We start from the raw sequence: 12178 nt of genomic DNA, 5'->3' as shown, positions 1-12178 counted from the left end.
CTAGAGGCCACTAGGTGCCGGCGGAGTGGGCCGGCTGGCGCGGAAGGTCAGGATGGCCATCAGCAGCACGACCGGCACCACCAGCAACAAGGCGTAGCCCTGCACGTTGCCCGGCACCAGATAGTCACCCTCCGGTCGCGGCACACTGGCCCGCACGACGACCGCGCTCCAGGCGCCAGCGAACGCGAGTCGGGCACCACCACGAGAGAGCGCCGCAGTCACAGCGAGCACGGCGAGGACGGCAAGCACGAGCCCCCACCAGCGCTGATGGACGACGACCGAGGCCACCCCGGTCACCCCGCCGAGGAGCAGCGCGCCGGCCCACGAGACCAGGCGGGCCAGGAGGCGCATGGACGGGGCGGCGGCCGTCAGAGGCCGGCGAACAGATCGGTCTCGAGGCCGTCGGCGCCGACCGGGCCGCGGTGCCCCTTGGCGAGGCGGAAGAACTCCAGCCCCCACACGGAGTTGCCCAGGTTGTTGCTGAGCGCGAAGAACGGCCCGTCGACCGTGATCTGGGTGGCGTGGGCACGCAGCGCCGCCATCTTCTGCTCGACGTGCTCGCCACCGTCCACACAGGCGTCGAGGTCCTCGTCCTTGGAGACGATGCGAGGCAGCGGCCCGTCGGGGTCCATCCCCTCGAAGGTCGTCGTGTCCCCCGCGTCTCGCAGCGCCCGCAGGCCCTGTCGCATCCGGCTCTCCGACATCGTCCCCCAGTAGATCTTGGGGATGTCCCAGGCCTCTCCGAGATCGCGACGGTACGACGGCACCGCGGCCAGCAGGGCGCCGTACATCGCCACCCGATGGGCCTGGATGTGGTCGGGGTGGCCGTAGCCACCGAACTCGTCGTAGGTCACCAGCACCTGGGGACGCACCTCGCGGATGATCTCGACCAGATGGGTGGCGGCCTCGGTCAGATCGGCGTGCCAGAAGCCGTTCTCCGGGACGAACTCGCCGGCCACCGCGTGGCCGTCCTCGTGCCAGGCCATTCCGGAGTCGTGGTAGCGGCCGAAGCCACCCAGCCAGCGGTGGTCGGTGACGCCGAGAGCCGCCATCGCCTCCGCGATCTCCTCTCGGCGATGCTCGCCGAGGCCACCCTCGCGCTCGAAGGCGAGGTGCTCCAGATCCGGGACCAAGACCTCGCCCATCTCGCCTGCCGTGCAGGTGACCAGGGTGACCCCCCGGCCCTCGGCGGCGTACTTCGCCATGGTGGCGCCCTGACCGATCGACTCGTCGTCGGGGTGGGCATGGACCAGCAGCATCCGCTGCGCGGGCAAGTCAGTCACATTGGCAGAGCCTACGGGTGCGCCGGTGGCCAGGCGGACGCCCGTCACCTGCATCCAAGGCGCTACTACTGTTGCCGCGTGGCGCAGCACAGGGAGCCCGGGGTGCACCTGGTCCGGACCGACGAGAACGTCGAAGAGATCGCCGCACTCGGTCAGCTGCTCGGTGGGCCGGTCGGCATCGACGCGGTGCTCGGCGATCTGAACCGGCAGGGCCGCCGGTCGCACGGCTGGCACGGTCGCAGGGTTGGCCGCGCGCTGACCTGGGATGCCGCCGATCGGAGCACCCGGGACTGGTGGCCGCAGGGCGTCTCCACCTCCGCCGACGCCTCGGACACCGAGGAGATCGCCGGCCGGCGGGTGTTGGCCGTCACCTGGTATGCCAAGCAGGTGGGCGGGATCCACCAGGGTGCCCGGATCACCTTCTGGGATCTGGCTGACAACCACTACCGGCATGTGCTGCTCGTGGTGCCGACACTGCGCGACGGACGCCTGGAGCTGGAGCCGTTGAAGGTGCATGCCGGCGGCGTGGTCTGGCTAGGCCCCTACTTGCACGTCGCGGCCACCTCCCGCGGCTTCATCACCTTCCGGCTCGACGACCTGATGCGGATCCCGGACGACCTCGGCGGGGGCGAGCTCCGCGCGCTCGGCGTGCGTGGTGACCAGGTGGCGTCGTACGGCTATCGCTACGTGCTCCCGGTCCGCTTCTCCTACCGAGCGGTGACCGACGACGGACATGCCAAGCTGCGCTACTCGTTCCTGTCCTTGGACCGAGGCTCGACGCCGCCGGCGCTGGTCGCCGGGGAGTACGCCCTCCGTCGGGACCAGACCCACCGGCTGGCCCGCTTCCCGGTCGATGTGGGCAGTTGGCTCCTGGAGACCGGCGAGGACGGCCGGTCGCAGCCCACCGAGCTCGACCGGGGTGTTCCTCGGATGCAGGGCGCCTCGGTCGTGGACGGGACCTGGTATGCCACCGTCTCGAACGGCCCCTTCCTGCCAGGCTCGCTCGCCGTCGGCCGGCCCGGACGACTGCGTCGGCACCTGCTTGCGCTTCCGGTGGGACCCGAGGACATCGCCTTCTGGCCGTCGACGGACTCCTTCTGGAGCGTGACCGAGCATCCCTTCCGGCGTTGGATCGTCGAGATCCCCCGCGCCGGTCTGCGTGAGCGCTGACGTCCGCCGCTCACCGCTCGGCGATCAGCGCCGCCGCGATGGCCAGGTCGTCGACCCCGCGGCTGAGCTCCTCGGGACGGTCGGTGGTCAGGTCCAACAAGAAACCCACCAGCGCAGAATCCACCAGCGTGATGATGCGGTCCACTCGGTCGACTGGGGTGCCGCTGCGCGCCAGGAAGTCACGCAGTCCACGGCACCATCGATCGTTGCTGGCGCGCACGTCGGTGACGAAGGGCTCCTGCCCGATCACGCCGGTAGCGGCTGCCTGGAGGTAGACCGACAGGCAGCCACGCAGCGGGTCGACCTGGTACGCCGCCCAGAGGGCGCGGACGGCGGCGCGTACACCGCGCGCGGCCGGGAGTCGGTGCAGTTCGACCGTCCCGCGGTCGCTGGCCCGCTCGACGACGGCCGAGACCAGCCCTTCGCGGGTGCCGAAGTGATAGATCAGCATCCGATCGCTGGTGCCGATCGCCGCGGCCACCGGACGCAGGGTGAGGCCGATGATTCCGTGCTCGAGCACGTGGTCGGTGACCGCGTCCAGCAACTCGTCGCGACGACTCACCGAGGCAACGTAGCATGTGCTACATTGTTCGATGTAGCGACCGCTACGTTGTGGTTGAGGAGGAGTTTCCCATGGTGGGCGCAGGCCTGCTGCTGCTGGTTGCCATCGCTGTCGAGATCGTTGCCACGGCACTGCTGCCGCGAGCCGAGGGGTTCACCGACCCGCTCTGGAGCGTGGTGGTGCTGGGCGGCTACGGCGTCTCGATTTGGCTGCTGGCGATCGTGGTGCGCACCATGTCGGTGTCCGTTGCCTATGCCGTCTGGTCGGGCCTGGGCACCGCGATCGTGGCGGCCGTGGGCTATGCCTTCTTCGGCGAGACGATGAGCTGGGCCAAGGCCCTCTCGATCGGCCTGATCGTGGCGGGCGTGGTCGGCCTCAACCTCTCCGGCGCCTGACGCTCTTCGCTCAGGCGTGCAGGACCGGCCGGGTGCCCCGGGTGCGCAGCACGACGGCCAGGAGCAGCATGGCCACCGCGAAGGCGGCGTGGCGCGGACCCGGGTGAGGGCTGTTCAACACGTAGCCGGCCAGGACCACGTAGAAGAAGGCCGTCGCGGCCTGCACGCTGGTGCGCAGCCGGCAACCCCGGCCGAGGACCCCGGCCGGGAGGTAGCTGCCCAGCACCAGCCCGCCGAGCACGGCCGTGACCACCGCCATCGCCATCCAGCCGAGGTGCTGCATCCGGTCGACCTCGAGTAGAGATCGCTCGCCCCACAGCAACACGGGGACGAGGATTCCGCCGGCCAGCAGACGACCACGGGTCCACGGCAGCCGCCAGGCCGGCAGCTCGCGGGCGAGCGCCGCGGCTCGCGAGACGGTAGGCATCCGCTGGGCGGCCTCGGCCGGGCGCACAGCAGCCCCAACCGACCGAGCCTCGGACGATGCCGACCAGGACATGCTCATGGTGGGCATCATGTCCTGAGTTTGCCCGCTCGGTAGGCAATTCCTGGCAAGTCGACGGTTCCGCGTGTCGCAACGGCACCGAACAACTTATTTCGTTCTCAGGCCCCGGCAGGGCCGCCGAAACCGTGGCCACTGGTCTAGCCCCGAGGATTAATCCCCGACGGCGTCGCGGCCGCGGGAGACCAGGAGGGGGTCGGGAGCGAAGACCACGTCGGGGTCCTTGCCGTCGTACTCCACCATGTTCAAGAACAGCCGCATGGCGTTGATCCGCGCGCGCTTCTTGTCGTTGCTCTTGATGGTGTACCACGGCGACTCGTCGGTGTCGGTGTGCAAGAACACCTGCTCCTTGGCGTCGGTGTAGGCATCCCAGCGGTCGAGGCTCTCCAGGTCCATCGGCGAGAGCTTCCACCGGCGCACCGGGTCGATCTGTCGGATCGCGAACCGGGTGCGCTGCTCCTGCTGGGTCACCGAGAACCAGAGCTTGGTGACGGTGATGCCGGACTCGGACAGCATCCGCTCGAACACCGGGGCCTGGTGCATGAACGTCCAGTAGTCGTGGTCGGAGCAGAAGCCCATCACCCGCTCGACGCCGCCGCGGTTGTACCAGGACCGGTCGAACAGCACGAACTCCCCCGAGGTGGGCAGGTGCGAGATGTAGCGCTGGAAATACCACTGACCGAGCTCGGTGCGGGTCGGCTTGGTGAGTGCCACCACCCGAGCCGCCCGCGGATTCAGGTGCTCCATGAAGCGCTTGATGGTGCCGCCCTTGCCGGCCGCGTCACGGCCCTCGAAGACGATCACATGCTTACGACCATGGTCTTGCGCCCAGTACTGGAACTTCAGCAGCTCGATCTGGAGGAGGTACTTCTCCACCTCGTAGTCGTTGCGCGACATCAGCTCGTCGTAGGGGTAGTTCTCCCGCCAGGTCTCGACCGCACTGCCGTCCGGCGCGATCAGGATGGGGTCGTCCCCATGGTCGTCGCGCACGGTGTAGCCGGCGTTGCGGAGGCTGTCGATGTGCTCACGCAAGGACATCTGCATGGGTCACTCGTAGCACATCGCCGATCCGCACGGGACGACCACCCGCCTCTGTTCGCCAGAACTTCACCGACCAGAGCCCGCCGAGGTCGACGGCACCACGGTGGTCGACGTCTACGGCTGGGCGAAGGAGGTCCTCGGCGGGCCGACCGCGTGGTGGCCGCCGTAGTGGGCTGACAGCGAGGGAGCTCACAGTTCGACCCATGTGTCTGACCCACCCCACTACGGTGGGGGCATGAAGACCAACTGGCACGACCCGGATGCGATCTCGTTGATGCTCGACGAGTGTGAGACCTGGGCCGTCGTGGGACTCTCGGGGGACCCACACCGCACGGCGTACGAAATCGCCGAGCTGCTCCAGCAGCACGGCAAGCGGATCGTCCCGATCCATCCGAACGCGCCGGTCGTGCTCGGCGAGCAGGGCTACCCGACCCTCGCCGACGTCCCGTTCCCGATCGATGTCGTCGACGTCTTCCGCCGATCGGAGGCGGCCGGTGAGTTCGCCGACCAGGCTGTCGCCATCGGCGCCAAGGGCGTGTGGTTCCAGCTCGGCGTGATCGACGAGGACGCCTTCGCCCGCACCACCGCTGCCGGCGTACCCATGGTGATGGACACCTGTCCGGCCATCGAGTGGCGCCGCCGGTGAAGCGACTGCTGGTGGCGGTGGTCGCGCTCGCGATCGTCGTCGCCGTCGGGGTGGTGGTCGGCCAGCGGCTCTGGAACCGCTACCAGCTGCGACGCACGGTCGACCCGTCCACTCCCCTGGCAGACCAGTGCGACCAGGTGCCCGCCAACGCGAGCAGGATCACCTTGACCGCCTCGGACGGTCGCACCCTCGGCGCGGCCCTGGTCGGCCCCGACGATGCGACCGTCGGCGTGGTGTTTCGCCAGGGCGCGTCCCAGCGGATCTGCGAGTGGCTCCCCTGGGCCGGCCAGGTCGCGTCCGACACCGGCGCCCGGATCCTCCTCTTCGACCGGCGGGGTCGCGGCTCCTCCCCCGGCGAGGGCGACCTCACCAAGGAGCCCGACGACACCCTGGTGGCGGTGCGAGCGCTCCGCCACACGGGAGTACGACGGGTGGCGCTGGTTGCCTCCTCGATGGGCAACTCGATCATGTTCTCCGCGCTTCCGTCCGTGCGGCCCGCCCCGTGCGCGGTCGTCTCGATCTCCCCGGTGCTGGTGTCCGGCGACGCGCATGGCACGGTGAACGCGACCGCGCTGAAGAGGCTGCCGCAGAACCTGTGGGTGACCTGGGAGACCGGCAACGCCGGAATCGACGACAACGCGAAACTGATCCTCTCGCGAGCCGGCGACGAGGGCCTGAAGGACTTCCGTCAGCTCCCCGTCGACACCACCGACCACTCCCGCCAGCTGATCCTCAACCATCCCGAGGCCGCCGACTTCGTCACCCAGGCGATCGAGTCCTGCCGATGAGTCGGCCGGGTGGCGACCTCACCGTGCCGCCCGGGCCCGGCATTCCGGTCGGTCTGGTGGTGCCGGCGAGTGATCTCGTCGAGCGGTTCTCGCGCTCCTCCGGCCCTGGCGGCCAGTCGGTCAACACCACCGACAGCCGCGTCGAGGTCGAGCTCGATGTGGCCACGACGACCGCGCTCACCGATCTGCAGCGCCAGCGCGTCCTGGCCCGGCTGGCCTCGCGGCTGAGCGAGAGCCGGCTCGTGGTGGTCGCCTCCGAGCACCGGTCTCAGCACCGCAATCGCGTGGCCGCCCGCGAACGTCTGGCTGCGCTGCTCCGTGAGGCGCTCGCCCCGCCGCCTCCTGCTCGCCGAGCGACCAAGCCCTCCCGCGCCGCTCGTGAGCGACGGCTGACCGCCAAGCATCACCGCAGCGACCTGAAGTCCATGCGACGTCGGGTCGACCGGGACTAACTGCTCGCCCGGTAGACCAACATGCTGCCGTCGGAGGCGGTGAGGGTCAGGGCGGCTCCCTCGATGACGTAGTCCAGCGGGCCCGAGTCGAAGACCAGGGCCACCTCGCGTTCGACATCGCCGCGCTCGTCGGCACAGGCCATCATCGTGCTCGCCAGCTTGTTGGCGGTGATCGTGGAGTCGGTCACCTCGACCCGGCCGTTCATCTGGTTGCAGCCAGGGGACAGGTGGATCCGGTCCTCGGAGATCGTCAAGGTGGAGGTCACCTTGCCCGGGACGCTGGACACCGCGCTGTCGTCACCGCCGCCGCTCCCGATCGACTCCAGCGTCCACAGCGTGTCCTGCAGCGGCGCGTCCGCGACGGGCTGCTGCTCGACGAAGGCGAGCACGGTGTCGTCCTTGGTCACGGTGAATCCGTCCCCGTCCGAGGCGACGTCGAGCTTGCCGGAGAAGACCTCCGCCAGCCAGGTGTCTTGATCCGTCAGCGGCTGCTCGCAGCCCATCTGGGTCATCGCGAGGTTGCCCACGGTCAGGGAGTCCGAGGTCCAGGTCGCCCCACCGGACATGCCGTTGCAGCCCGCATTCAGGTGCACGCTCTCCCCGTCGACGGTGAGCACGATCTGAGACCCCGGCACCAGCGGATGCTCGGCACCGGCCACGGTGACCGAGTCGGAGACGTAGGTGCCGTCGGCCACCCGGCTGTCCTGGGAGTCGGCACCGCCGGGATCGCTTCCCTGGTCGTCAGAGCCGCAGGCTGCCAGCAGCAGTGCGCCCGTCAGCAGGATGGGGAGCAAGAAGACGCGCATGGAGGTATGACGCGGAAGACGCGAGCTCGGCTCCTTCCTCATCACGCGAAGCCGATCCGGGGAGCGGACGACGCGGCGCGGCGTACGGCCTCACCCTTGGCCTGGGCCGTCTGCTTCAACGTCGCTTGGAAGTCGACCATCTGCTGTTGGAGGTCGGCGTCGGTCGCCGCGAGGATGCGCACCGCGAGCAGGCCGGCGTTGCGGGCATTGCCGACGGCCACGGTGGCGACCGGGACCCCCGAGGGCATCTGCACGATCGACAGCAAGGAGTCCAGGCCGTCGAGGTGCTTGAGCGGAACCGGCACGCCGATCACCGGCAGTGGGGTGACCGCGGCAAGCATCCCCGGCAAGTGCGCGGCCCCACCTGCGCCTGCGATGATCACCGACAGCCCGCGGCAAGCAGCCTGCTTGCCGTAGGCGATCATCTCCTCGGGCATCCGATGCGCGGAGACCACGTCGGCCTCGAACGGAACGGAGAACTCCTCCAGCGCCGCGGCGGCCTCCTTCAGCACCGGCCAGTCGGAGTCGGACCCCATCACGATGCCGACCCGAGGGCCAGCCTGCCGGCTCGCCTCGGGTGCTTCGAGCTCACTCACTGTGGTCTCCCAACTCACCGGCGAACCACGCGGCGGCGTGGCGCGCTCGCTCCAGACAGTCGGCCAGGTCCTCACCATAGGCGTTCACATGCCCGACCTTGCGACCCGGCCGAAGCTCCTTGCCGTAGAGGTGCACCCGCAGCTGTGGGTCTCGGGCCAGCGCATGGGGGTAGCCGCTCCACAGCGGACCGGCGTCGCTCGGCCCGCCGAGGATGTTGACCATCACCGTCCACGGCGCCCGCGGGTGCGGTGCGCCCAGCGGCAGGTCGAGGACCGCCCGAAGGTGGTTCTCGAACTGGGAGGTGATCGCACCGTCCTGGGTCCAGTGGCCGGTGTTGTGCGGGCGCATGGCCAGCTCGTTGACGAGGATCCGCCCATCGGTGGTCTCGAAGAGCTCCACGGCGAGGATCCCGGTCACATCCAACGCGCCAGCCACGGTCAGCGCGATCTGTTGTGCCTGCGCCGCCAGATCGGGAGCGAGATCGGGGGCCGGCGCCACCACCTCACGACAGATGCCGTCGACCTGGGTGCTCTCCACGACGGGGTACGCCGCCGCCTGGCCGCTCGGCGACCGGGCCACCAGCGCCGACAGCTCGCGACGAAAGTCGACCAGCTCCTCGGCGAGCAGCTGGACGGCGGCCCGCTCCGCCGTCGCGAAGGGCTCGGCGCACTCTTCCTCGGAGCGGACCACCCAGACCCCCTTGCCGTCGTACCCCCCGCGGGTCGTCTTCACCACACACGGGAACCCGAAGGCCACGACGTCACGCGCGGACTCGACGACGCTGTGCCGAGGACAAGGCAGCCCCAGCCGGGACAAGGCCTGTCGCATCACGGCCTTGTCCTGGGCGTGCACCAAGGCCTCGGGACCCGGTCGGACGGCGTGCCCGGCAGCCGCCAGGGCGTGCAGGTGCTCGGTTGGGACGTGTTCGTGGTCGAACGTGACGACCGCGCAACCCTCGGTCACCCGCTGCAGCGTCGCCAGATCGCGGTAGTCACCGACCAGATGGTCGGGGATCACCTGGGCGGCCGAGACGCCCTCGGCCTCGGCCAGCAGCCGCAGCGGCAATCCGAGTGCGTTGGCCGGCTCGGCCATCATCCTGGCCAGCTGGCCACCCCCGATGACGGCGAGCCGGGGCGGGATCGAGGAGGCGGCCTGGGTCACGGGCCAAGAGCCTATGAGATCGGGTCGGCGTGATCCGCCGGGTGGTCGGCGGTCAGCCGGCGGAGCGGTGCTCGCCGGCCTGGGCGCTCTCGAACCGCAGTCCCTGCCCGCGGATGGTGGTGATCAAGCTGGGGTTGCGGGTGTCGTCGCCGAGCTTGCGGCGGACCCAGCCGAGGTGCACGTCGATGGTCTTGGACGAGGTCCAGAAGTTGGTGTGCCACACCTCGCGCATCAGCTGGTCACGGGTGACGACCTGACCAGGCCTGGAGATCAGCGCCTCGACCAGGTCGAACTCCTTGCGCGACAGCACGATCTCGCGCTGCCCACGCCACGCGCGGCGGCTGACGGGATCGACCCGCACGTCTTGAACTGAGTACACGCGAACACCGTAGGAAGAACCGGCGCGCAGCGTGACCGGAATGGCGAAAAATGGCCCGAAATGGTCAGCCCGGTCACCATCCCATGTCACGATGCCATCGCACCTGGTCAGGTCAAGGGTCGTGCCGTCAGCGGCTCGATCACCCCGAAGCCGCGCACGGGGCGCGCGGGCAGCCGCCGGATCTGGTACTCCTCCCGGGGCAGTTGCTCGGCGGTCGCCTCGTCCACGATCACCCGATTGCGACGGGCCACGGCAGTCAGCCGGGCCGCCAGGTTCACCGGCGGGCCGAAGACATCCCCGAGCCGGGTGACGACCGGGCCGGTGGCCAGGCCGACCCGGACATCGGGGAGTCGCTTGTCCCGGCCGACCAGCTGGATGATCCCGCTGGCGATGGCGAGCGCCTCGCGCGGGTCATCGTGCAAGAAGAGCACGGAGTCCCCGATGCTCTTCACCACTCGGCCACCCTGTGCGGCCACCACGTCCGCGCAGCGGGACTCGAAGACCTCGACCAGATCGCCGATGCGGTCCTTGTCGAGCCGGTTGGAGAGCGCCGTGAACGCCACCAGGTCGGCGAATCCGACGGTGACCTCGACGGTGTCGACGTCCTCCTCCGTCCCACCCAAGGTGGCGCGGACGCGCTCCGTGGCAGCGGCCAGGTGTCGCCGCCAGACGTAGATCAGCAGGTCCTCGAAGGCCGGGTTGACCTCCTCGACCACCGCCAGCGCGGCGGCTGCCCGGCTCGTCGGTGTCTGGTCCTCCTCCGCGAGGTCCACGTGGTCGGTCAGCGTGCCCACCTCCCAGTCGGCCAGCCGAGCCATGGTCTGGCCTAGGGCGCGACCCAGGTTGAGGGCGGTCTCAAGGTCCAGTACGCCGGCCTCGATCAGGTCGCTCACCCGACGGAGGGCCTCGACGTCTGCTCGGGTGAAGGCCACCTCGGAGCGGTAGGTGGGGAAGCCGAGCGCCCGCCACAGCCGGCGAGACTGCTCGACGTCCACCCCGGCTAGGTCGGCCACCTGATGGGCGTCGTACTCAGCGTTGTCGCGAAGGACGTCCGACCGTGGCTCAACTTCCGTCATCTGCCCTGGGGGACTCACCGAGATCGTGCAGCAGGTCGTTGAGGCGGCGCTGGGTCTCCTCGACGTGCGGGATGTCGTGCAGCGGCACCCGACCGAGCGTGCTCGCGTCGCTGATGATCAAGGTGCCGCACCCGAGCATCCGGTCCACGACGCCCAACTCGTAGGCCACGTCGCTGATCCGGCTCAGCGGGATGTCATGCCCCCGCCGGACCAGCACACCCCGCCTGGTGATCAGCCGACGGTTGGTGATGGTGTAGGACGCCGACAGCCACTCCAGCAGAGGCCAGACGGACAGCCAGAGGATCAGGCCGACCGCGACAACCCACATCCCCCAGGAGAAGGCACCCCCCACGAAGGTCCGGTCGGAGAAGATCGCCACCACGAGGATCAGCAGGAGGATCAGGCCCGGGACGATGAGCGCCTTGGGGTGAGTGCGAGTGCTGATGATGACGTGCTCGCCCTCGTTGAGGATCTTCGGGTTGATGGCCACGGGCAGATCCTCTCACCCTTCGGCCAGGGGGCGAAGATGCACCACGTCGCCGGCGTTGACCGTCACGTCCCCGTCGTCGGTGGCCACGACCAGGCCGCCGGACTCGTCGACCGTGCGGGCGCTGCCGGTGATGGCGGTGCCGTTCGGCAGGTCCGCCCGAACCGGCCGGTCCGGCACCGTGATGCACAGGTCGAGGTAGGCATCTCGCAGTCTGGCCGGGTCGGCGAGCCACCCGGTGTAGGTGGCCCCCAGCACCTGCAGGAGGGTGGACAACAGACCGGTGCGATCGACCTCCACGCTCTCGAGCAGCAGCGAGGTCGCGCTGCTGAGTGGGACCTCGTCGGCGGTCATCGCGACATTCAGCCCGACCCCGGCGATCGCAGCCGGCCCGGTCGGGGTGTGGACCAGCTCGACCAGGATCCCCGCGATCTTGCGGCCGTGCACCAACACGTCGTTGGGCCACTTGAGTTGCGCTGGGACACTGGCCTCGCGCAGCGTGCGCGCCACCGCGACCCCGACCAACAGGGGCAGCCAGGGCCATCGTGCCGGCGGCACCTCGGGCCGAAACACGACGGACACCGTGATCGCCGTCCGGGCCGGCGTCTCCCAGACCCGGTCGAGGCGGCCCCGACCAGCGGTCTGGTGCTCCGCGACGACGACCGTGCCCTCCCCCGCACCGCTGTGGGCCATCTCAGCGGCCAACGCGTTGGTCGACGGGGTCGCCTCGACCACCGTGACGTCGTACCTCACCCGTCCGCCGGCCAGGCCGCGCAGGGCGTCGGTGTCGAGGGGTGGGCGCGGCGGGGTGGAAGGGGTCATGGGACTAGTGT

At 69.7% G+C, this 12178-nt stretch carries 17 protein-coding genes; 5 read left to right on the top strand and 12 right to left on the bottom strand.

All coding sequences use genetic code 11. From position 1 onward, the window contains the following. Together QM714_RS19125 and mshB are read right to left on the bottom strand one after the other, a co-directional pair. Positions 1 to 351 (bottom strand): DUF6113 family protein, encoded by a 351-nt coding sequence (locus tag QM714_RS19125; protein WP_415102924.1) that lies wholly within the window; start codon positions 349 to 351, stop codon positions 1 to 3. Between the two features lie 17 nt (positions 352 to 368). Next, positions 369 to 1283, bottom strand: a complete 915-nt coding sequence (gene mshB / locus QM714_RS19120; protein ID WP_415102923.1) for an N-acetyl-1-D-myo-inositol-2-amino-2-deoxy-alpha-D-glucopyranoside deacetylase — start codon at positions 1281 to 1283, stop codon at positions 369 to 371. Between the two features lie 78 nt (positions 1284 to 1361). On the opposite strand from mshB, the gene QM714_RS19115 reads away from it, so the two are divergent. Further along, positions 1362 to 2453, top strand: coding sequence for a hypothetical protein (locus QM714_RS19115; RefSeq protein ID WP_415102922.1), 1092 nt, complete (start codon positions 1362 to 1364; stop codon positions 2451 to 2453). A gap of 10 nt (positions 2454 to 2463) precedes the next feature. Here QM714_RS19115 and QM714_RS19110 read toward each other — a convergent pair whose 3' ends face one another. Beyond that, complete coding sequence (locus tag QM714_RS19110) at positions 2464 to 3015, bottom strand: TetR/AcrR family transcriptional regulator (RefSeq protein WP_415102921.1); 552 nt, start codon at positions 3013 to 3015, stop codon at positions 2464 to 2466. A 71-nt stretch (positions 3016 to 3086) separates the two neighbouring features. Here QM714_RS19110 and QM714_RS19105 point away from each other — a divergent pair, with 71 nt between their 5' ends. After that, positions 3087 to 3410 carry a DMT family transporter gene (locus QM714_RS19105; protein WP_415102920.1) on the top strand — a complete coding sequence of 108 codons (324 nt, stop codon included), beginning with the start codon at positions 3087 to 3089 and terminating at the stop codon, positions 3408 to 3410. Positions 3411 to 3420: 10 nt separating this feature from the next. Here QM714_RS19105 and QM714_RS19100 read toward each other — a convergent pair whose 3' ends face one another. Then, positions 3421 to 3915 (bottom strand): hypothetical protein, encoded by a 495-nt coding sequence (locus tag QM714_RS19100; RefSeq protein WP_415102919.1) that lies wholly within the window; start codon positions 3913 to 3915, stop codon positions 3421 to 3423. Between the two features lie 150 nt (positions 3916 to 4065). Continuing rightward, on the bottom strand, positions 4066 to 4956 hold the full coding sequence (gene ppk2 / locus QM714_RS19095; protein ID WP_415102918.1) for a polyphosphate kinase 2: 891 nt from the start codon (positions 4954 to 4956) through the stop codon (positions 4066 to 4068). Between the two features lie 232 nt (positions 4957 to 5188). Here ppk2 and QM714_RS19090 point away from each other — a divergent pair, with 232 nt between their 5' ends. The 3 genes from QM714_RS19090 to arfB are packed head-to-tail and all read left to right on the top strand — an operon-like array spanning position 5189 to position 6839. Then, a complete protein-coding gene (locus QM714_RS19090) occupies positions 5189 to 5599 on the top strand; it encodes a CoA-binding protein (protein WP_415102917.1) in 411 nt (136 codons plus the stop codon). After that, positions 5596 to 6387, top strand: coding sequence for an alpha/beta hydrolase (locus QM714_RS19085; protein WP_415102916.1), 792 nt, complete (start codon positions 5596 to 5598; stop codon positions 6385 to 6387). The genes QM714_RS19090 and QM714_RS19085 overlap by 4 nt, the downstream gene beginning before the upstream one ends. After that, positions 6384 to 6839, top strand: coding sequence for an alternative ribosome rescue aminoacyl-tRNA hydrolase ArfB (gene arfB / locus QM714_RS19080; protein WP_415102915.1), 456 nt, complete (start codon positions 6384 to 6386; stop codon positions 6837 to 6839). The genes QM714_RS19085 and arfB overlap by 4 nt, the downstream gene beginning before the upstream one ends. Here arfB and QM714_RS19075 read toward each other — a convergent pair. The 7 genes from QM714_RS19075 to QM714_RS19045 form a co-directional block, all read right to left on the bottom strand. After that, a complete protein-coding gene (locus QM714_RS19075; RefSeq protein ID WP_415102914.1) occupies positions 6836 to 7645 on the bottom strand; it encodes an META domain-containing protein in 810 nt (269 codons plus the stop codon). The two genes, arfB and QM714_RS19075, sit on opposite strands and share 4 nt — an antisense overlap. 41 nt (positions 7646 to 7686) lie before the next feature. Next, positions 7687 to 8319, bottom strand: a complete 633-nt coding sequence (gene purE, locus QM714_RS19070) for a 5-(carboxyamino)imidazole ribonucleotide mutase (RefSeq protein WP_415102913.1) — start codon at positions 8317 to 8319, stop codon at positions 7687 to 7689. Further along, positions 8234 to 9403 carry a 5-(carboxyamino)imidazole ribonucleotide synthase gene (locus QM714_RS19065; protein WP_415102912.1) on the bottom strand — a complete coding sequence of 390 codons (1170 nt, stop codon included), beginning with the start codon at positions 9401 to 9403 and terminating at the stop codon, positions 8234 to 8236. The genes purE and QM714_RS19065 overlap by 86 nt, the downstream gene beginning before the upstream one ends. A 52-nt stretch (positions 9404 to 9455) precedes the next feature. Beyond that, positions 9456 to 9782: a winged helix-turn-helix domain-containing protein gene (locus tag QM714_RS19060; protein ID WP_415102911.1), complete on the bottom strand. Its 327-nt coding sequence runs from the start codon at positions 9780 to 9782 to the stop codon at positions 9456 to 9458. A gap of 107 nt (positions 9783 to 9889) precedes the next feature. Then, positions 9890 to 10858: an adenylate/guanylate cyclase domain-containing protein gene (locus tag QM714_RS19055; RefSeq protein ID WP_415102910.1), complete on the bottom strand. Its 969-nt coding sequence runs from the start codon at positions 10856 to 10858 to the stop codon at positions 9890 to 9892. After that, positions 10845 to 11348, bottom strand: coding sequence for a PH domain-containing protein (locus QM714_RS19050; RefSeq protein WP_415102909.1), 504 nt, complete (start codon positions 11346 to 11348; stop codon positions 10845 to 10847). Before QM714_RS19050 ends, QM714_RS19055 begins: the two co-directional genes overlap by 14 nt. Positions 11349 to 11360: 12 nt before the next feature. Next, a complete protein-coding gene (locus QM714_RS19045) occupies positions 11361 to 12167 on the bottom strand; it encodes a biotin--[acetyl-CoA-carboxylase] ligase (RefSeq protein WP_415102908.1) in 807 nt (268 codons plus the stop codon). Between the last annotated feature and the right edge of the window lie 11 nt (positions 12168 to 12178).

Origin of the sequence: Nocardioides sp., assembly GCF_047602075.1 — a bacterium.
Lineage (GTDB): Bacteria > Actinomycetota > Actinomycetes > Propionibacteriales > Nocardioidaceae > Nocardioides.
This window is presented reverse-complemented; position numbering and strand designations above follow the sequence as displayed.

Bases quoted from the DNA above. Each gene is read 5' to 3' on its own strand.
- arfB (WP_415102915.1), top strand. From the start codon at position 6,384: ATGAGTCGGCCGGGTGGCGACCTCACCGTGCCGCCCGGGCCCGGCATT.
- QM714_RS19125 (WP_415102924.1), bottom strand. From the start codon at position 351: ATGCGCCTCCTGGCCCGCCTGGTCTCGTGGGCCGGCGCGCTGCTCCTC.
- QM714_RS19055 (WP_415102910.1), bottom strand. From the start codon at position 10,858: ATGACGGAAGTTGAGCCACGGTCGGACGTCCTTCGCGACAACGCTGAG.
- QM714_RS19045 (WP_415102908.1), bottom strand. From the start codon at position 12,167: ATGACCCCTTCCACCCCGCCGCGCCCACCCCTCGACACCGACGCCCTG.
- QM714_RS19105 (WP_415102920.1), top strand. From the start codon at position 3,087: ATGGTGGGCGCAGGCCTGCTGCTGCTGGTTGCCATCGCTGTCGAGATC.
- ppk2 (WP_415102918.1), bottom strand. From the start codon at position 4,956: ATGCAGATGTCCTTGCGTGAGCACATCGACAGCCTCCGCAACGCCGGC.
- QM714_RS19090 (WP_415102917.1), top strand. From the start codon at position 5,189: ATGAAGACCAACTGGCACGACCCGGATGCGATCTCGTTGATGCTCGAC.
- QM714_RS19100 (WP_415102919.1), bottom strand. From the start codon at position 3,915: ATGAGCATGTCCTGGTCGGCATCGTCCGAGGCTCGGTCGGTTGGGGCT.
- purE (WP_415102913.1), bottom strand. From the start codon at position 8,319: ATGGTGAGGACCTGGCCGACTGTCTGGAGCGAGCGCGCCACGCCGCCG.
- QM714_RS19075 (WP_415102914.1), bottom strand. From the start codon at position 7,645: ATGCGCGTCTTCTTGCTCCCCATCCTGCTGACGGGCGCACTGCTGCTG.